The organism is Verrucosispora sp. WMMA2121, from assembly GCF_027460185.1.
GTDB lineage: Bacteria > Actinomycetota > Actinomycetes > Mycobacteriales > Micromonosporaceae > Micromonospora > Micromonospora palythoicola.
In genome coordinates this window covers 3,741,065-3,757,348 of record NZ_JAPZBH010000006.1, presented here as the reverse complement: position 1 = coordinate 3,757,348, position 16,284 = coordinate 3,741,065, and the positions used below count along the sequence as shown (strand labels likewise).

General features: G+C 69.9%; 18 protein-coding genes and 1 pseudogene. 10 read left to right on the top strand and 9 right to left on the bottom strand.

The annotated features are described in order from the left end of the window. Window positions 1-226: 226 nt before the first annotated feature. Together O7605_RS25825 and O7605_RS25820 are read left to right on the top strand one after the other, a co-directional pair. Entirely contained in the window at window positions 227-415 is a 189-nt protein-coding gene (locus tag O7605_RS25825) for a hypothetical protein (protein WP_269741567.1), read from the top strand. A 102-nt stretch (window positions 416-517) separates the two neighbouring features. After that, a complete protein-coding gene (locus O7605_RS25820; RefSeq protein ID WP_269741566.1) occupies window positions 518-1,246 on the top strand; it encodes a class I SAM-dependent methyltransferase in 729 nt (242 codons plus the stop codon). Between the two features lie 513 nt (window positions 1,247-1,759). Here O7605_RS25820 and O7605_RS25815 read toward each other — a convergent pair. Both O7605_RS25815 and O7605_RS25810 read right to left on the bottom strand, forming a co-directional pair. After that, window positions 1,760-2,041 (bottom strand): DUF1905 domain-containing protein, encoded by a 282-nt coding sequence (locus tag O7605_RS25815; RefSeq protein ID WP_269741565.1) that lies wholly within the window; start codon window positions 2,039-2,041, stop codon window positions 1,760-1,762. A gap of 40 nt (window positions 2,042-2,081) precedes the next feature. Beyond that, a complete protein-coding gene (locus tag O7605_RS25810) occupies window positions 2,082-2,453 on the bottom strand; it encodes a DUF1761 domain-containing protein (protein WP_269741564.1) in 372 nt (123 codons plus the stop codon). 154 nt (window positions 2,454-2,607) lie between these two features. Between O7605_RS25810 and O7605_RS25805 the strand changes: the two genes are divergently transcribed. Next, window positions 2,608-3,201, top strand: coding sequence for a TetR/AcrR family transcriptional regulator (locus O7605_RS25805; protein ID WP_269741563.1), 594 nt, complete (start codon window positions 2,608-2,610; stop codon window positions 3,199-3,201). Window positions 3,202-3,315: 114 nt separating this feature from the next. On the opposite strand, the gene O7605_RS25800 is transcribed toward O7605_RS25805, so the two are convergent. After that, the gene (locus O7605_RS25800; protein WP_269741562.1) at window positions 3,316-3,711 is read right to left on the bottom strand and encodes a VOC family protein; all 396 of its coding nucleotides are present in this window, start codon (window positions 3,709-3,711) and stop codon (window positions 3,316-3,318) included. Window positions 3,712-3,830: 119 nt separating this feature from the next. Then, window positions 3,831-4,511 (bottom strand): TetR/AcrR family transcriptional regulator, encoded by a 681-nt coding sequence (locus O7605_RS25795; protein ID WP_269741561.1) that lies wholly within the window; start codon window positions 4,509-4,511, stop codon window positions 3,831-3,833. Between O7605_RS25795 and O7605_RS25790 the strand changes: the two genes are divergently transcribed. The 3 genes from O7605_RS25790 (at window position 4,483) to O7605_RS25780 (ending at window position 6,623) form a co-directional block, all read left to right on the top strand. Beyond that, the gene (locus tag O7605_RS25790; RefSeq protein WP_269741560.1) at window positions 4,483-5,367 is read left to right on the top strand and encodes an alpha/beta fold hydrolase; all 885 of its coding nucleotides are present in this window, start codon (window positions 4,483-4,485) and stop codon (window positions 5,365-5,367) included. The two genes, O7605_RS25795 and O7605_RS25790, sit on opposite strands and share 29 nt — an antisense overlap. 243 nt (window positions 5,368-5,610) lie before the next feature. Further along, entirely contained in the window at window positions 5,611-6,336 is a 726-nt protein-coding gene (locus tag O7605_RS25785; protein WP_269741559.1) for a VOC family protein, read from the top strand. 56 nt (window positions 6,337-6,392) lie between these two features. Continuing rightward, window positions 6,393-6,623 (top strand): hypothetical protein, encoded by a 231-nt coding sequence (locus O7605_RS25780; RefSeq protein WP_269741558.1) that lies wholly within the window; start codon window positions 6,393-6,395, stop codon window positions 6,621-6,623. Between the two features lie 144 nt (window positions 6,624-6,767). Here O7605_RS25780 and htpG read toward each other — a convergent pair whose 3' ends face one another. From htpG to O7605_RS25760, 4 genes are all read right to left on the bottom strand, one after another. Continuing rightward, complete coding sequence (gene htpG, locus O7605_RS25775) at window positions 6,768-8,684, bottom strand: molecular chaperone HtpG (RefSeq protein WP_269741557.1); 1,917 nt, start codon at window positions 8,682-8,684, stop codon at window positions 6,768-6,770. Window positions 8,685-8,772: 88 nt separating this feature from the next. Beyond that, on the bottom strand, window positions 8,773-9,369 hold the full coding sequence (locus O7605_RS25770) for a GerMN domain-containing protein (RefSeq protein WP_269741556.1): 597 nt from the start codon (window positions 9,367-9,369) through the stop codon (window positions 8,773-8,775). Continuing rightward, window positions 9,366-10,721 carry a sensor histidine kinase gene (locus tag O7605_RS25765; protein WP_269741555.1) on the bottom strand — a complete coding sequence of 452 codons (1,356 nt, stop codon included), beginning with the start codon at window positions 10,719-10,721 and terminating at the stop codon, window positions 9,366-9,368. Before O7605_RS25765 ends, O7605_RS25770 begins: the two co-directional genes overlap by 4 nt. Beyond that, the gene (locus O7605_RS25760; protein WP_269741554.1) at window positions 10,718-11,407 is read right to left on the bottom strand and encodes a response regulator transcription factor; all 690 of its coding nucleotides are present in this window, start codon (window positions 11,405-11,407) and stop codon (window positions 10,718-10,720) included. The genes O7605_RS25765 and O7605_RS25760 overlap by 4 nt, the downstream gene beginning before the upstream one ends. Before the next feature lie 153 nt (window positions 11,408-11,560). Between O7605_RS25760 and O7605_RS25755 the strand changes: the two genes are divergently transcribed. From O7605_RS25755 to O7605_RS25745, 3 genes and pseudogenes are all read left to right on the top strand, one after another. Further along, on the top strand, window positions 11,561-12,010 hold the full coding sequence (locus tag O7605_RS25755) for an STAS domain-containing protein (protein WP_269741553.1): 450 nt from the start codon (window positions 11,561-11,563) through the stop codon (window positions 12,008-12,010). A gap of 43 nt (window positions 12,011-12,053) precedes the next feature. Further along, complete coding sequence (locus O7605_RS25750; RefSeq protein ID WP_164446898.1) at window positions 12,054-12,323, top strand: GlsB/YeaQ/YmgE family stress response membrane protein; 270 nt, start codon at window positions 12,054-12,056, stop codon at window positions 12,321-12,323. A gap of 83 nt (window positions 12,324-12,406) precedes the next feature. Further along, window positions 12,407-12,946: pseudogene (locus O7605_RS25745) on the top strand (STAS domain-containing protein); the annotation flags it as partial. 185 nt (window positions 12,947-13,131) lie between these two features. On the opposite strand, the gene O7605_RS25740 reads toward O7605_RS25745, so the two are convergent. Beyond that, entirely contained in the window at window positions 13,132-13,650 is a 519-nt protein-coding gene (locus O7605_RS25740; protein ID WP_269741551.1) for a MarR family winged helix-turn-helix transcriptional regulator, read from the bottom strand. Window positions 13,651-14,378: 728 nt separating this feature from the next. Between O7605_RS25740 and O7605_RS25735 the strand changes: the two genes are divergently transcribed. Continuing rightward, entirely contained in the window at window positions 14,379-16,208 is a 1,830-nt protein-coding gene (locus O7605_RS25735) for an MFS transporter (RefSeq protein ID WP_269741550.1), read from the top strand. Window positions 16,209-16,284 lie beyond the last annotated feature (76 nt).

Here is a 16,284-nt window from a genome sequence, read left to right as displayed (position 1 = left end):
GTGGTACCCGACGGCCCGCGATTTCACGCCTGGTCTAGCGTTGGCGGGGCGATGATCCACGCCGTCCGCGAGCGGCATCAGGACCGCGGACGTCAACGTCGTTACCCAGCCACACCGGTCGCGGTCACATCCCTGCACTTGCCTGAACTGTTACGCAAGGTCCGTACGCAAACCGTCAAGGCTCCCCCGGGTGCCCATTCGGACGACGTGCGATAGCTTGCCACCGGTGGCGAGGCGAAGGTACGTGGCGAGGGGCGTGGATGGCGGCTACCGGATCTGGGACAACCGGGCTCGCCGGTGGTGGGGCGATCTTTATGAACTCTGCCCAGACGAGTTGCTCAACGAGCTGAACGGCGCCCGTGACTACGCCAGGATTACCGCGCTGCTCCGGAAGTACCGAGCACAGAAGCGGTAACGCAATACATCAGACCGCCGCGTTCGTTGCGGCATGAGCGGTATCGCAACCGCTTCGATTATTGCTGGTCGCGGGCATTCCGCAGCGCTACGGTTCTGTGCCATGCCCGACGCCATCTTTGCCCATCCGCGCCTCGCGCCTGTCTACGACGCGTTCGATGGCGACCGCGCAGACCTCGACGCATATCTTCGCATCGCCGACGAGTTCGACGCCCGACACGTGCTCGATGTCGGATGCGGTACCGGGTCCCTGGCCATCCTGCTGGTGAGCAGCGGACGACAGGTGACCGGCGTCGATCCCGCCGCCGCCTCCCTCGACGTGGCGGTATCCAAACCCGGCGCCGCGGCGGTCACCTGGCTCCACGGGGATGCCACGACCCTCCCCCGGCTGTCAGCTGACATCGCGGTCATGACCGGCAACGTGGCTCAAGTCTTTCTCGACGACGATGACTGGAGCGCGACACTGCAGGGCATTCGTGGTGCGCTACGCGACGGCGGCCACCTCGTGTTCGAGACGAGACGCCCGCAGCGCCGCGCCTGGGAGGAATGGCTCCTCGACACTGATCCTGTCACCCGAAACCTTCCTGGCATCGGTGAGGTCGAACGGCGTATGGAAGTCACCAGGGTCGCGCTGCCATATGTCTCCTTCCGGTACACGTACACCTTCGCCTCCGACGGCTTCTCGGTGGAATCCGACTCCACCCTCAGGTTCCGCAGTCGAGCAGAGGTTGAGCAGACCCTGGTGACCAGTGGTTTCACCACCATCGACGTCCGCGAGGCCCCGGACCGCCCCGGGCGGGAGTACGTGTTCGTGGCGCAACGAACGCACTGACCGCACCAACACTGAACCCTTCTCGGGCGTGTCCTCATGGGCAGCGGGTTCGCGAACACCACCACCCGGACCTGCCTCGCCCGACACGCATCGGCGACCTCGCGGGCCTTGCCCGCGCTCACGAAGGTCCGCCGCGAGAACGGAGCCACCATCTTGTCCACGCCGCCGTGTGAGACACCCCGGCGCTGAACATGCCGGCCCACGACCCGCGCACCGTACGCTTCCACCGCGGTGGCCAAACGGTCCAGTTTGGTGTCGATCTCGGCGTCCTTCGCCGAGAACAGGCCCACGAGTAACACCTCGGCACCCGGCAGCACTCGCGCTGACTCCGTTCGGCGTTGCATCACGCAGCGATCATGCCAACGCCGACCGCCGAGCGCGCACTCATCAGCACGAGCGCGCGCAGCGTGCGCCTTACGATGCGGGACAGCCTCTGCTGGCTGCCGCGCAAACTCGGCGGCTAGAAGAGGATGCGTGGTTCCGTGCGACCTGTCAGCGGGCACGAAGGCGTCCCTAGTTCCGGCGTTGCGTCAGGTGCACGACCACCTCGTCGCCGTCGGTCTTGCCGATCGCCTTGCGCACGGCGCCGTTGACCGGCAACTTGTGCGTGCCGTCGCCGAGCGCCATGAAGGCGCCCTCGAACGGCACGCCGTCCATGGTGCCGGCGACCTTGACGAGGCCCCGGGTGCCGAAGATCTCGGCCGAGCCGGGCAGCTTGACGCAGGTCCAGGTGTCACCCTCGCTAATCTTGCCAAGGGTCGCGGTGAAGGTGATGTCGAGCGGTCCGGCAGCCATGGCGGGTCCTTTCGGGTAGGTCCGACGTCGGGGAAGCGGTTTAGGCGAAGGCGCCGACGATGGCGCCGATGGCGAGCAACTTGATCAGCCAGTCGGCGGCATGCAGGGCCGCGCCCCGAACCGGGACGTTCTCCCAGACGACCGAGCCCGTCAGCAGGACGACCGGCAGGGCCCAGAGTGCCAAGCCGAGCAGCACGCCAGCGGCCAGGCCCGACCAAGCCCCGGCGATCAGCAGGCCGGTAATCAGCGTGGCCGTGACTGCGCTGCGGAGCACCTCGGCGATGATCTGCCACGCCTGAGGGCGCGTGGGTGGGCTCTTTGCTGTGGCCGGCGCCGCAGGTGCGACCGAGTAGAACGCGAAGCTGCTGATGAAGGCGACCACCGTCGCGACCAGGATTCCTCCGACGACCATGGCCTTGACCTCCTTTTAGTACCCTGCGGTACCTATTGTGGCCATCATAGGAGGAGAATTAAAGTAATCTCAAGTACTGAATTGGAGGCCGGTCATCACCGAGTCAACCGCACGCCGGCGTGGACGTCCCAGCGGCAGCCGCGGCGCCGAGCTTTTGGGCGTCGCCCGCGAGTTGTTCCTGGAGCATGGGTTCGCGGCTACGACCATGGATGCCGTCGCCGCCGCGGCCCGCATTTCCAAGGCGTCGCTCTATGCACAGCACCCTTCGAAGGACGCCCTCTACGCCGCGGTGGTCGTCGACTGGGCGGACCAAGGACGGGACGCGATGCGGCCGCATCTCGACGCACTGCTCGCCTCGGAGAACCTACCGGCCGCGCTCGGCCGCTTCGGGCGCACGCTGCAGGCGGCGGTGCTCAGCCCGGGTGTGCTGCGCATGCGGCGGCTGGTCGCGGCCGAGGCGGGCCGGCACCCCGAGGTGGCCGCCCGCTACGTCGCCGAGAGCTGGGACCGCAACATCGCCGCTCTCGCCGCCGCCTTCGCCGAGCTGGACAGCCGTGGCAGCCTCCGGGTGGACGACCCGGCCGTCGCGGCGCAGCAGTTCACCTGGCTGTTGCTCGGCGCGGCCCTGAACGACCACACCCTGCGCGGCGACGCCACACCATCGGAAGACCTGACCGCCACGGCCGACGCCGCGACCGCCACCTTCCTCGCCCGCTACGGCCGAGCCGAAGTCACGCCGCGACCGTGAGCCGCACCGCGCCGAAGGCAGGATTGCTCAGGCGCCCCCTTGGATCACAAGCGCTACGGCGGGGGTAGATCAGGATGTCTGATCTTGGCGATTCGGCTGACGTGTGCACTTACCTCAGGTTGCGCCGAGGAGGTCCCACCGGTTGCCGGCGATGTCGAGGAAGACCGCGACCCGGCCGTAGGGCTCGGTCCGTGGTTCCCGGACGAAGGTGACACCGGCCTCGGTCATCCGTCGGTAAGCGGCGTCGAAGTCGTCGACGCGCAGGAAGAACCCGACCCGGCCGGCTACCTGGTTGCCGACAGCGGCACGCTGGTGTTCTCCGTCGGCACGGGCGAGCAGAAGCCCGGTCTGGGCACCCGGGGGCCGCACGACGACCCACCGCTTGGGCCGCCCGTCATTGGTCAGCGATGGGTAATCCTCGACGAGGTCGAAGCCGAGTACGTCGGTGAAGAACGCGATCGCCGGGTCGTACTCCTCGACAATCAGGGCAACCACGTCGATCTGCACCACGGCAGCGTACGCGGGGTCGACTCCTGCTGCCGCTCGCGCGCACCACCACGGCAAGAGTGGGTGTCGTTTGTGAGCAACCCATCGGTCTGTGGGCTGCTGAGGTCGCGCTTGAGCTTGTGTTACGGCCGGTTTGGTCCGTGCTTGAACAGCCGATCGATGTGATCGGTGAGAATACGCAGTGCGGCTGCGCCGTCGCGTTGCCCGCCGAGCACGCTTGAGCCGAGGCCGTTGGTGAGGGCGAGGAGTCCGGCGGCGATTGTCGCCGGGTTCAGCGTGGTGTCGATCTGGTCGGCCTGCTGCGCGGTGGTCAATTGCCCGGCGAGCAGTCGTTCGATCTTGTCCGGGTAGGTGGCGCCGTGCCGGGTAGCGAGGTCAGGGTCGGTGAAGACCAAGGTGTAGTAGCCGGTGTAGGCCCTCGTCAGGTCGAGGCTCTCGGCGTCGGTGGGCAGAATCGCGGTGAGTGTGCCGTAGACGACGTTGCGGGGGGTCACCGGTCCCAGGGCGCGGATGTGGCTCTCCACCCTGGTGGCCAACCGTTCGCCGAGATAGCCCAAAGCGGTGAGTAGCAGCTCTTCTTTGGTGTGGAAGTAGTACTGCACCAGGCGGAGAGAGACGCCGGCTTCGGCGGCCACTTCACGCATGCTGGCGGACTGCAGGCCGCGGGCGCTGGCGATGCGCAACAGCGCCTCCCCGATCTGCCGGCGGCGTATCTCGTGGTCCACACGTTTGGGCACGGCTTGTATCAAGAAATTCGAGCGAGGTGGTGACAGCATGCCAGCTGCCGGAATCAGCACCTTCACCAGCGACAAGGCTCAGGCGCGGTTCGCGCGGGCGTACGAGGGCATGCGTCGGCAGCGGTGGCCAGCGGAGGCGACCGTGATCGACGTGGCGACCAGTTTCGGCTCTACCAGGGCGTACCGGATCGGCAGTGCAGGCGTCCCGCTCGTGCTGCTGTCGGGAGCCGGCGGCAACGCGTTGTCCTGGCATCGCTACATACGCCCGTTCGCCGCGACACGGCAAGTGATCGTTCTCGATCCGGTCGGTGAACCCGGATGTTCAGTGCAGGAGAGACCACTACACGACGGGCGCGACTGGGCCAACTGGCTGCATGAGACCCTCACCGCCCTGGACGTTGAGCGCGTCCACCTGGTCGGCATGTCCCACGGCGGCTGGGTCGCCTTGCAGTACAACCTGCACCTGCCCGGCCACACCGATACGATCACGCTCCTCGACCCCGCCGGCTTCGGCCGACTCAACGGCCGTTTCCTCGCCTGGATCATGCTGGGCGGACTCGCCGCGTTCAGCCCCACGCCGATTCGCCGTCTCGCGGCACGGGCGCTACACAACGCCTCCTTGCTCGACGACGACCTCGTCCGCCTACTACGGGCCAGCACTGGCTTCCGCCGCCGCCACATCGCTCCGCCCGAAATCACCGACGAGGAGCTACGCCGGGTAACTGCTCCGACCCTGGCGCTGCTCGGCGAAAGAAGCCAGATGTACGCCGCCCAAGCCGTGGCCGCCCAGATCCGGGCCCAGATCCCCAACGCACACGCCGAAACCGTCCCAGAAGCCGGCCACGACCTTCCTGTCCGCTGCCCCGAACTGGTCAGCAACCGGACCATCCAGTTCACCGCCGCAACCGAGAAGCAAGCATGAACATCCGCTCATCGGCTAGATCCGGATGCCAGCGCCGCTGACCTCCGCTATCCAATGGACGGCCGATCGGCGGCAGATCCCGACGCCTGATCTTGGCGAGTCGTGTGGCCGACAGGGAGGCGGCCTCCGATGGCTCGGCGCGGCGATGTTGCGTTCTCGGGTCATCAGCCGATCGGATGGCCGGCGGCGATGATCGGCTGTTTCGATGGGCGATGGACACCCTACGACGTCTAGGAAGGAGGCATGACCAACGAGCGGACCGTTCCCCTGCTGCCGTGCGCGTCCATTGTTGACATCGAAGCCTTCTACGGAGTTCTCGGTTTCCGCACCACGTACAAGCAGCGCAGGCCCAACGCGTGTGTGGGGGTGCAGCGGGAAGACCTGCAGCTGCAGTTCTTCGAGATCGCCGGGTTCGACCCGGAGCAGTCCTATGGCTCCTGTCTGGTTCTCACCGCCGACATCGAGGGACTGCACGGGGCGTTCGCCGCTGGCATGCGCGCCGCGTACGGCAAGGTCCTGGTGTCCGGAACGCCGCGGATGACCCGGCCTCGGGCGCGGAAGAACGCCGACGGGTTGGGCGGGTTCAGCGTCATCGACCCGGGCGGCAACTGGATCCGCGTCTTCCGGGACGCCGCCATCGCGCCGATGCCGGCCACCACGCCGATGCCGGCCGGGCGGCTGGCCAAGGCCCTGGCGAATGCTGTTGTGCAGGCCGATTCCAGAGGAAGCGTCGGACAGGCCGTTCGAATCCTCGACAGCGCGTTGGCCCGACCGCAAGCCGACGACGACCCGGTCGAGCAGGTGGAGGTCCTGGTCTACCGCGCCGAACTCGCGATGGTGCTGCACGATCCGGCGGCTGCGGCCGAGATGCTGACTCGCGCCAAGTCCGTCACGCTCACGGAGGACGAATCCGAAAGAGCGGCATCCGCGTTCGACAACGCCGCCGAACTCGCCGCAGCACTGCGGTGACTCACCAGGCGAATGTCTCCCTCGTCTCGGCCATGTCAGGACGAGGTGGTGATCCGGTGCGACGGGTGGCGGCGGCTGCCGGCCGAGTAGCGGGATGCCTACCCGGTGGACGCCGCACGGCGTACCTGCTCGCGGCCGGCCGGATGCTGGTCGCCGCCGACGCGGTGGCACCGGCCGAGGTCCGTTGGCGGGCGTCGGCGCGTACGCTGCTGGCGGAGATCGCCCGAGGCCGACCCGCACCGGCCGGCATGGCGCGGCTGACCGCCCTCGCCGGCCTCACCCGCTGAGCCGCCGCCCCGACCGATGCCGAGACCCGACGCCGCCCCGCGTCTCGACGGCATGTTGTGGGCCTTGCCGACTGCGCGCCGAGCCGGCCCGCTGACGGGATCGAGTGGGCTCCGACGTCACCCGATCCCGTACATCGGGCGCGACTACAGGGTGCGGGCGAGGCGGTCGGCGAGGATCCGGGCGAAGCGCGCCGGGTCGGCCAGGTCGCCGCCCTCGGCGAGCAGCGCGGTGCCGTAGAGCAGCTCGGCGGTCTCCGCCAGGGAGTCGCCGGTGGCGCCCTGCTCGTGCGCCTTGCGCAGGCCGGTGACCAGCGGATGGGTCGGGTTGATCTCCAGGATCCGCTTGACCTTCGGCACCTCCTGCCCCATCGCGCGGTACATCTTCTCCAGGGTGGGCGTGAGGTCGTGCGCGTCGCCGACCACGCAGGCCGGCGAGGTGGTCAGCCGCGACGACAGCCGGACCTCCTTGACGTTGTCGGCCAACACCTCGCCCATCCAGCCGAGCAGGTCGGCGTACTCGGTGCGCTGCCGCTCCCGTTCGGCTTCGGCCTCGGTGCGCTCCTGCTCGGTGTCCAGGTCGACCTGCCCCTTGGCGACCGAACGCAGCGTCTTGCCCGCGTAGCTGCCGACCCGCTCGACCCAGACCTCGTCGACCGGGTCGGTGAGCAGCAGCACCTCGTAGCCCTTGGCGCGGAACGCCTCCATGTGCGGGGAGTTCTCGATGGTGGTCCGGCTCTCGCCGGTGGCGTAGTAGATGTCCTGCTGGCCCTCGCGCATCCGCTCGACGTAGCCGGCCAGGTCCGTCTGCTCGGCCGGGTCGTTGGTGGAGGCCACCGAGAGGATCTCCAGCAGGGTGTCCTGGTTGTCGGTGTCCTCCAGCAGGCCTTCCTTGACCACCGGCCCGAACTCGGTCCAGAAGGTGCGGTAGCGCTCCGGCTGGTCGGTCTTGAGGTCCTTGACCGTGGCGAGGATCTTCTTGACCAGGCGACGGCGGACGGCGCGGATCTGCCGGTCCTGCTGGAGGATCTCCCGGGAGATGTTCAGCGACAGGTCGTGGGCGTCCACCACACCCTTGACGAACCGCAGGTAGTTGGGCATCAGCGCGTCGCAGTCGTCCATGATGAACACGCGCTTGACGTAGAGCTGCACCCCCCGGCGGCCCTGAGGGGAGAACAGGTCCAGCGGCGCGTGGGTGGGGATGAACAGCAGCGCCTCGTACTCGAAGGTCCCCTCCCCCCGCATGTGGATGGTCTCCAGCGGGTCCGCCCAGTCGTGGCTGACGTGCTTGTAGAACTCGTGGTACTCGGCGGGCTCGACCTCGCCGCGTGGGCGGGCCCACAGCGCCTTCATCGAGTTGAGGGTCACCGTCTCGGTGGTGGCGGGGGCGTCGTCGGAGCCGGGCCGCTCGACGGTCATCCGGATCGGATGGGCGATGAAGTCGGAGTAGCGCTTGACGATCTCCCGGATCGTCCACTCGGCCGTGTAGTCGTGCAGGTTGTCCTCGGCGTCGGCGGGTTTGAGGTGCAGGGTCACCGCCGTGCCCTGCGGGGCGTCGTCCAGCTCGGTGATGGTGTAGGTGCCCTCGCCGGTGGACTCCCAGCGGGTACCGCCGCTCTCGCCGGCCCGCCGGGTGACCAGCTCGACCCGCTCGGCCACCATGAACGCGGCGTAGAAGCCGACGCCGAACTGACCGATCAGCTCCTGCGAGGCGCCCGCGTCCTTGGCCTCCCGCAGCTGCCGCAGCAGCTCCGCGGTGCCGGACTTGGCGATGGTGCCGATGACGGAGACCACCTCGTCGCGGCTCATGCCGATGCCGTTGTCCCGCACGGTGAGGGTGCGGGCGTCCCGGTCGACCTCGATGGTGATGTGCAGGTCGCCGGTGTCGACGGCGAGATCCTTGTCGACCATCGACGTCAGGCGCAGCTTGTCCAGCGCGTCTGAGGCGTTCGAGATCAACTCGCGGAGGAAGACGTCCTTGTTCGAGTAGATCGAGTGGACCATCAGCCGGAGCAGCTGACGCGCTTCGGCCTGGAACTCCAACGTCTCGGCCCGGTCGTTCACACCAAGTCCTTTCCGGTCGTCGGCACGACGGTTCGCGGAAAGGATACGAGTCGTCGCGCTGCGCGTGCGTCGGGTGGTCCGGCCCTCGTCAACGCGGATTGATCAACACGGCGTAGTCGGCCGCGGTGAGCGGTCCCGACGACAGCGAGCCGTCCGCCCGGGGGACGCTCAGCGGCGTGCCGCCCTCCAGGAACAGCACCGCCGTGACATCGGTGCGCGCGGTGAGGGTGCAGACGATCTGACCGTACGCCAGCCGGCCGTCGCTGCGGCCGGTGTCCACCGCCGTCAGCCCGACGGTGACCCGGGCCAACCCGTCGACCAGCTCGACCACCGCGCTGGTGAAGGCTCCCGGCAGGGCACTGGTCAGCCCGTCGTCGCGCTCGGCGGGGGTCGGCCCGGCCAGCAGGGCCCGCAGCTGCGCGTCGAGCGCGGGCACCTGGTCGGCCCGGCGGATCACCGGCACCAGGCGTTCGTCGCGGGCGAAGTAGAGCACCTCGGTCACCGCACCGGTCTCCGCCGCCGTCGGCGCGGCCGAGGCGGTCGCCGGGAAGGGCACCGGCGGTGGGGTGACCGCGCGGGGTCGATCCTCTGCGGGCACCCCGCACGCGCCGAGCAGGGCGAACACGGTGACGAGCGCCGCGATCCCGACCGTCCGCGCGGCCTGGACGATGCCGGGGCGGGTCATGACAGGCTCCCGGGCAGGGTGACCCGGAACCGGGCACCGCCCTCCGGGCGGTCGCTGACCGAGGCGTCTCCGCCGTGCGCGGCGGCGTGCTGGGCCACCAGGGCCAGCCCCAGGCCGGTGCCGTCGCCGCCGCCCCGGTAGTTGGCCGCCCGCCCCCGGACGAAGCGGTCGAAGATCGCCTCGCGGTCCTCCATCGGCACTCCCGGGCCCTCGTCGTCGACCTCGATCACGCCCGTGTCCCCGTCGTGGGACAGCCGCACCGCGACCGGTCCCGCACCGTACCGCTCGGCGTTGTCCAGCAGGTTGGCCAGCACCTGGGCGACCCGGCGACGGTCCACCCGCCACTCGGCCGGCGTCCCCGCCGCCGGCTGCACCATCGACTCCGGCAGATCCCGGTCCCGGCACGCCTGCCGGGCCAGCTCGGGCAGGTCCACCGACTCCCGGTGCACCGGTTGGTCACCACGGGCCAGGTCCAGCAGGTCGTTCACCAGTTGCTGAAAACGGTCGATCTCGTCGGCGACGAGCCGGGCCGCGGTGGCGGTCCGCTCGTCCTGGTTCTCCCGGCGGCGGGACAGCACACTCGCGGCGGCGGCGAGGGTCTGCAACGGCGACCGCAGTTCGTGACTGACGTCGGCGGCGAAGCGCCGGTCCCGGTCGATCCGCCCGGCCAGCTCGTCGACCATCCGGTTGAAGGAAGTGGAGAGACGGGTCAGGTCGGGGTCGGTGTCGGGGGCGAGCCGGGTGGTGAAGTCGCCAGCGGCGATCCGCTCGGCCGCGTCGGCGACGGCGGTCAGCGGACGCAGCCCGTGCCGGGTGGCGTACCAGCCGAGGGCCGCCCCGGATCCGGCGATCATGATCGCGACCGCGGTGAGCGCCAGCGCCAGCACCTGGAAGGTCTGTTCCAGTTCCCGCAGCGAGGCGATCTCGTAGAAGGCGGTCGACTCGGACAGCGGCACGCCGACCAGCATCACCGGGGTGTCGTTGACGCGGACCCGCTGCACCGCCGGCTCCCCCGCAGCGACCAGTTCCTGGAGCCGGGTCGGAACGATCGTGGTGAGCCCGTTGTCGGCGCTTCGGGCGTACCACTCGCCGTCGAGCAGCACCAGGGGTCGCCGTCCGGTGCCGGTGTCCAACGCCCGCAACGCCTCCGCGACGTCCGGGTTGTCGGTGTTGAGCCCGGCGCGGACCACCGCCGCGTCGTAGTAGGCCGCCCGCAGCACGGTGCGTTCCCGCTCGTCGAGCAGGGTGCGGCGGGTCAGCTCGTACGACACCAGGGCCATCGAGGCGGACAACAGCAACGCACCGATCGCGAACGCGGCGGTGACCCGGGCACGCAGTCCGAGGCGTCTCATCGTTGCAGTTTGTAACCCAGCCCGCGCAGCGTCACCAGGTGCCGGGGGTTGGCCGGATCGGCTTCGATCTTCTGGCGTAGCCGACCGACGTGCACGTCGACAAGCCGTTCGTCGCCGCTGTCGTACCCCCAGACCCGGCTGAGCAGCTGCTGCCGGGAGAGCACCCGGCCGGCGTGTTCGGCCAGCTCGCACAGCAGCCGGAACTCGGTGCGGGTGACCGCGACCGGCTCACCGGCGCGGCGCACCTCCCCCGCCTCGGGGCTCACCTCCAGGTCACCGAAGGCGAGCACCGGCACCGGCTGCGGGCCGTCCGACGCGGTCACCGTACGCCCGCGTCGGCGCAGCGCGCGCAGCCGGGCGGTCAGTTCCTTGATCGCCACCGGCTTGACCACGTAGTCGTCGGCGCCGGCCTCGAGGGCGGCGACGATGTCGTGGGTGTCGTCGCGGGCGCTGACCACGACGATCGGTACGTCGTCGTCGCGGCGCAACTGGCGGATGCCCTCGAAGCCGTCGATGCCGGGCAGCATCAGGTCGACCAGGACGTAGTCGGCGGGATCCCGGCGCTGCGTGCGCAGCCCCTCCTCGGCGGTGGCCGCTCCCCGGGCCTCGTAGCCCTCGTCCTCCAGAGCGAGCAGCAACGCCAACCGGATCCGGTCGTCGTCCTCGATCACCAGTACCGCTGTCATACCGGAATCATCCCCAAGCCCTGACCGCCGGGCCAACCACGATCGACAACAGGGGGTTTTGTCACGCAACTGTCATCCGTCCGCGCGGTGCCCGCCAACCCCGCTGGGCAGGGTGAGAGCCACTCGGAGACCGCAGGAGAGGGGGCCTTGGCCGTGACCGCACCACGACGCCCCGAGTGCTCGGTGCCGCTGGTGGAGGTGTCCATCACCGAGTTCGATCTGAGCTGCCTGCCGGAGACCGGCGCGGTCCTCGATCAACTCCTCGCCCTGCGGCCCGGTCAGGTCGTGATCGACCTGGCGGGTTGCCGGCACATCGACGCCGCCGCCATCGGTCTGCTGCTCGACGTGCACCGCCGGATGGTCCGGGCCGGCGGTGTGCTGGCCGTCCGCAACCCGAACCCGCGCATCACCCGCATCCTGCAGACCGCCCGGCTGGACCAGATCCTGCCGGTGCACACCGACGCCGGAGCCGCCCCGGCCCCGGTCGCCGAGGCGATCACCGCCGCACCGGGTGTCCCGCCGGCCGACGGGGCACCGGCACCGGGGGGTACGGTCCCGCGCGCTGCCGCGTACGGCCGCGCCGCCGTCACGGTGCGCACCTGACACACCGCAGCCGACGCATCCGACCGCGAGCACGAGGAGCAGCATGACCAGCGCCGGGATCGTCACGGCCCTCGCCGTCGGCCTCGCCGTCGGCGCGCTCGGCCGACTGGTCCTGCCCGGCCGCCCGGGTGCGCCGCTGTGGCTCACCATGACCATCGGCGCCGTCGCCTCGTTGCTCGGCGCCATCACCGCCTGGCTCGCCGGCGTTCAAGGGTTCAGCATCCTGGGTCTGGTCGTGCAGGCCGGGCTCGCCGCGGTCGCGGTGGTGATCGTGGTCGCCACCACCGGCAAGGAACGCTCCGACTCCCTGTGAGGAGTCCGTACGGCGAGGGTGCCCCACCCGCCGCCCCGAGTCCCGCACCCGGCCGACCGGCCGCGGCACGGAGAGGAAGCAGGATGACCGTCGTACCGGACGACAACCTGATGACCCTGATCTGCGACGTCTGTGGTGACACCACCACCGGCACGGCCTGCGTGCTGCCCGACGCCGAGGTCGTCTGGACGCTGGTCTCCGACCACGGGTGGAGCGGGTCACCGTTCGCCACCGGCCCGCACCGCTGCCCCCGGTGCAGCGCGCTGCCGCCGGGCAGCCCCCTCGCTGACGGCGACCGCGCTGGATCGGGCGTCACCGAGGCGGCGGTGGTGCCCGCCGACGGCGGCGCAGACCAGGACACCGGCGACGCGCTGCGGGCCGCGCTGCGCGGCGCGTTCGACGTGGCCGGGACGGTGGTGGTGGACCTGACCCACGTGCAGGTCATCGACTCGCTCGGGCTGGGCATGCTCGTCCGGGCGCACCGCGACGTACGTGAGCGCGGCGGGCGGCTCTGCCTCGCCGCGCCGTCGAGGTTCATCCGCACCGTGCTGCACACGATGAAGCTCGACGGGGTCTTCCCGATCTTCGACAGCCTCGACGCCGCCCTAGATCAATTGCGGATCGCGGCGTCGCAGGACGCCGTCCCGGTCGGTATCTCGCCGGTGGACGTGACACCGTCCGACCTACCGCGGCCCGCCGCCGAGGTGCCGTCGGTGTCCACGGCCCGCCGCCGGGCGGCCAGCCGAGTCAGCGTCTGACCTCGACCGGCCCTCCGTCGCGCCGGGTCACCCGGCAGTGTCGGCGTCCCTCACTCCACCACCGAGTCCGCCCACTGCCGCCACCAGGCTCCGTCGGTGAGCTCACCGGCGGCGCGCAGTACCGCCACCAGCGCGTCGGTGGTGCCGTCGGTGCGACCGGGGCGCAGGTCGGCCAGCATCCGCTCCAGTTCCTGCTGTCGGGCGCGCATGCCGAGGCCGACAAGTTCCTTGCCGGCGACGGTCAGCCCGACCCAGGCAGCCCGACGGTCCGCCACCCGCTCGTGCCGGGCCACCAGCCCCTTGCGGACCAGTCGGTCGCACATCCGGGTGGCGGTCGACGACTGCACGCCGAGCAGCTTCGCCAGGTCGATCACCCGCTGCGGGCCGGGCACCAGCACCACGAGCGTCCGAAACTGCTGGAGCGTCACATCGGCGTCGATGCGCGCCAGCGTCCGCATGGCGACGGCCACCATGACCCGGCTCAGCGAGACGAGGGCGCCGACGAACTCGTCGGCCGGCTCACCGCGTACCTCGTCCGTCGACGCCATCGGATCGGACTGGATGGTCATGTCCTCCATGCTGGCACAACACGGACGGGATCGGGCCGACCGGTCCACATGGGGCACATCCGCAGCGCTGACGGTGAGCAAGGGGAACGATCCGGGCCGGTCAGCGCGTACCGGGTCGCGGTCGCGTACCGGTGGCCGGACACCGATTCGGGAAAAGGCGCAGCTCACGCCCGATCCGGCCCGAGGTCGACCTCGATCTAAAGGCGACGGGCGGCGGGACCGTTCGCGAGACTAGCATTTCCGTGCGGCCCGGAGCGTTACGGACAGATTGCCAGCAATTGACGAAACATATGCTCGGTTAATTGCTGGGGTCGGGTCGGCCGCTGCGCCGTACCGGCTTGACGGGGACACCGCCACCGCTTGGTGCGACCCGACGACACGGTGCGCGTCTTCCGCGACCAACGATTCGCCACACCGGCATTGAGCTGCCGAAAAGCGGCGACTATCGGCCAGTGGAGGGTGGCACCGGATCTACCAGTTGATCACTTAGGGTGAGCCTAACACCTCGCAGGGCGATCATGCAACGCTCGTCGGCTGACTGACTGATCAGAGCCCACCAAACCGGTCGCAAACAGGGTGAGCCTCCCGGAGGCAGCAATTCATAACCACTGACCAAAATGAGTCAAATGATTGACGGTTGTCACCCGGGAAACACCCTTGTAGATTTCGGTGGTCGCCAATTCGCCGACGTTCTTCTCGTCTCGGGACAGCTCGGAGGTCGGTCATCCATGCCCGAATCCCGCACTGCCGACACAGCACCCGCCAAACACCGCGGCACGCTCGGCTTCCTGCTCGGCGTGGCGTTGGTGACGGCCGGCGTGCTGTTCCAACTGCCCGACGTGAAGATGATGATCGACCACGCCCGGATGGGGTCGACCGAGCCCGGCATGCCCTCCATGCCCGACATGGAGAGCATGCCGGGCATGGAGGGCATGAGCCCCGGCGAGCCGATGGACATGTGGACACCGACGATGATCCTCGGCATGCTGCTGCTCCTCGTCGGTCTGCTGGTGGCCGGACGGGCGCTGTTCGCGGGGGTCCGACGACCGGACTCCGTCAGCGTCACCGTGGAGTCGATCGAGCACGGCCGGCTGCGACCGGCGTACTGGATCACCTGCGCGGTGCTCACCATCGCCCTGGTGGTCGACATCATGAAGCCGCTCACCCTCGGCTTCGTCATGCCCGGCATGAGCGACGAGTACGGCATGTCGCTCGAATCGATCTCGATCCTGCCCCTGGTGGCGCTCACCGGCACCGCGGTCGGGTCGGTCGTCTGGGGCCTGCTCGGCGACCGGTACGGCCGGCGGACCGCCCTGCTCCTGGCCACCCTGCTGTTCATCGCGACCTCGGCGTGCGGCGCCATGCCCACCTTCGAGTGGAACCTCGTCATGTGCTTCGCGATGGGCACCTCCGCCGGTGGCCTGCTGCCCCTGGTGTTCACGCTGATCGCCGAGCTGACCCCACGCCGGCACCGCGGCTGGGTGGCGGTGACCGTCGGCGGGATCGGTGGGCTGGGCGGATACCTGGCGGCCAGCGAGGCGGCACGGCATCTGGAGCCGGCGCTGACCTGGCGCGCACTCTGGCTGATCGGGCTGCCCTCCGGTCTGCTGCTGTTGCTGATGGCGCCGTTGATCCCCGAGTCGCCGCTGTACCTGCTGCGCGCCGGGCGACGTACCGAGGCGGAGGCGGTGCTCCGCCGCTACGGGTCCCACCTGGGAGCCACGCCGCCAGTCGCCGACACCGCCGCCGCGACGCGTCCGGGCGTGGGAGCGATGCTGCGGGCGTATCCGGTCGTGACATCGGTGATCGGCGTGGTCGGGGTCGTCTGGGGCCTGGTGAACTTCGGCTTCCTGGTGATGCTGCCCGCGCAGCTGCGCGAGGCGGGCCTGGCCGGTGGTGTCGCGAGCGGGCTGCTGGCCGACTCGGCGCTCTACTCCACCCCGGCCCTTGCGCTGGTCGTGCTGCTCTACGCCGCCTGGAGCGGCCGCCGCGCGCTGGCACTGTTCATCGCGATCACCGCGTTCGGGCTCGGCGGCGTGGCCCTCTGGACCGCCGACACCGGCGGGACGGTGCTGCTGCTGGCCTCCATCGGCCTGCTGGTGCTGTCGCTGTCCGCGGTCAACGCGATGCTGCTGCCGTACAGCGCCGAGATCTACCCGACCGCGATGCGGGCCACCGGCTCCGGCTTCGCCGGCGCGGCCACGAAGGTCGGTGGCATCCTCGGACCGTCCACCATGCTGCTGGTCCTCTCCCTCGGCGGCGGGCTCGTGCTGCCGGCCGTCGCACTGGGTGTGCTGTGCCTGACCGCCGCCGGCCTGCTGCTGGTGTTCGGGCCGGAGCTGGGCGCCTCCGTCGGGCCGCTCGCGCGTCGCGGCGGCGGCACCGTGCCGGTGGACCGGACCGGGACCGCGCCAGCCACCGGCCCCACCGACACCGAAAGCCCGGTGTCGGTGGCGTGGCCGGCGAGCGGCAACGGTGCGCCGGCGACCCGGCCGGCAGCCTCCGACGACGACGATCCACGGGATGCCCGTACGGCCGCGACACCCACCCGCACGTAGTTGCGCAACCACTGTCGGCACGGAAGCCTCTACCACGGCAACGGGCGTGGCAACCCAACGAGAGCGAGGAACGTCG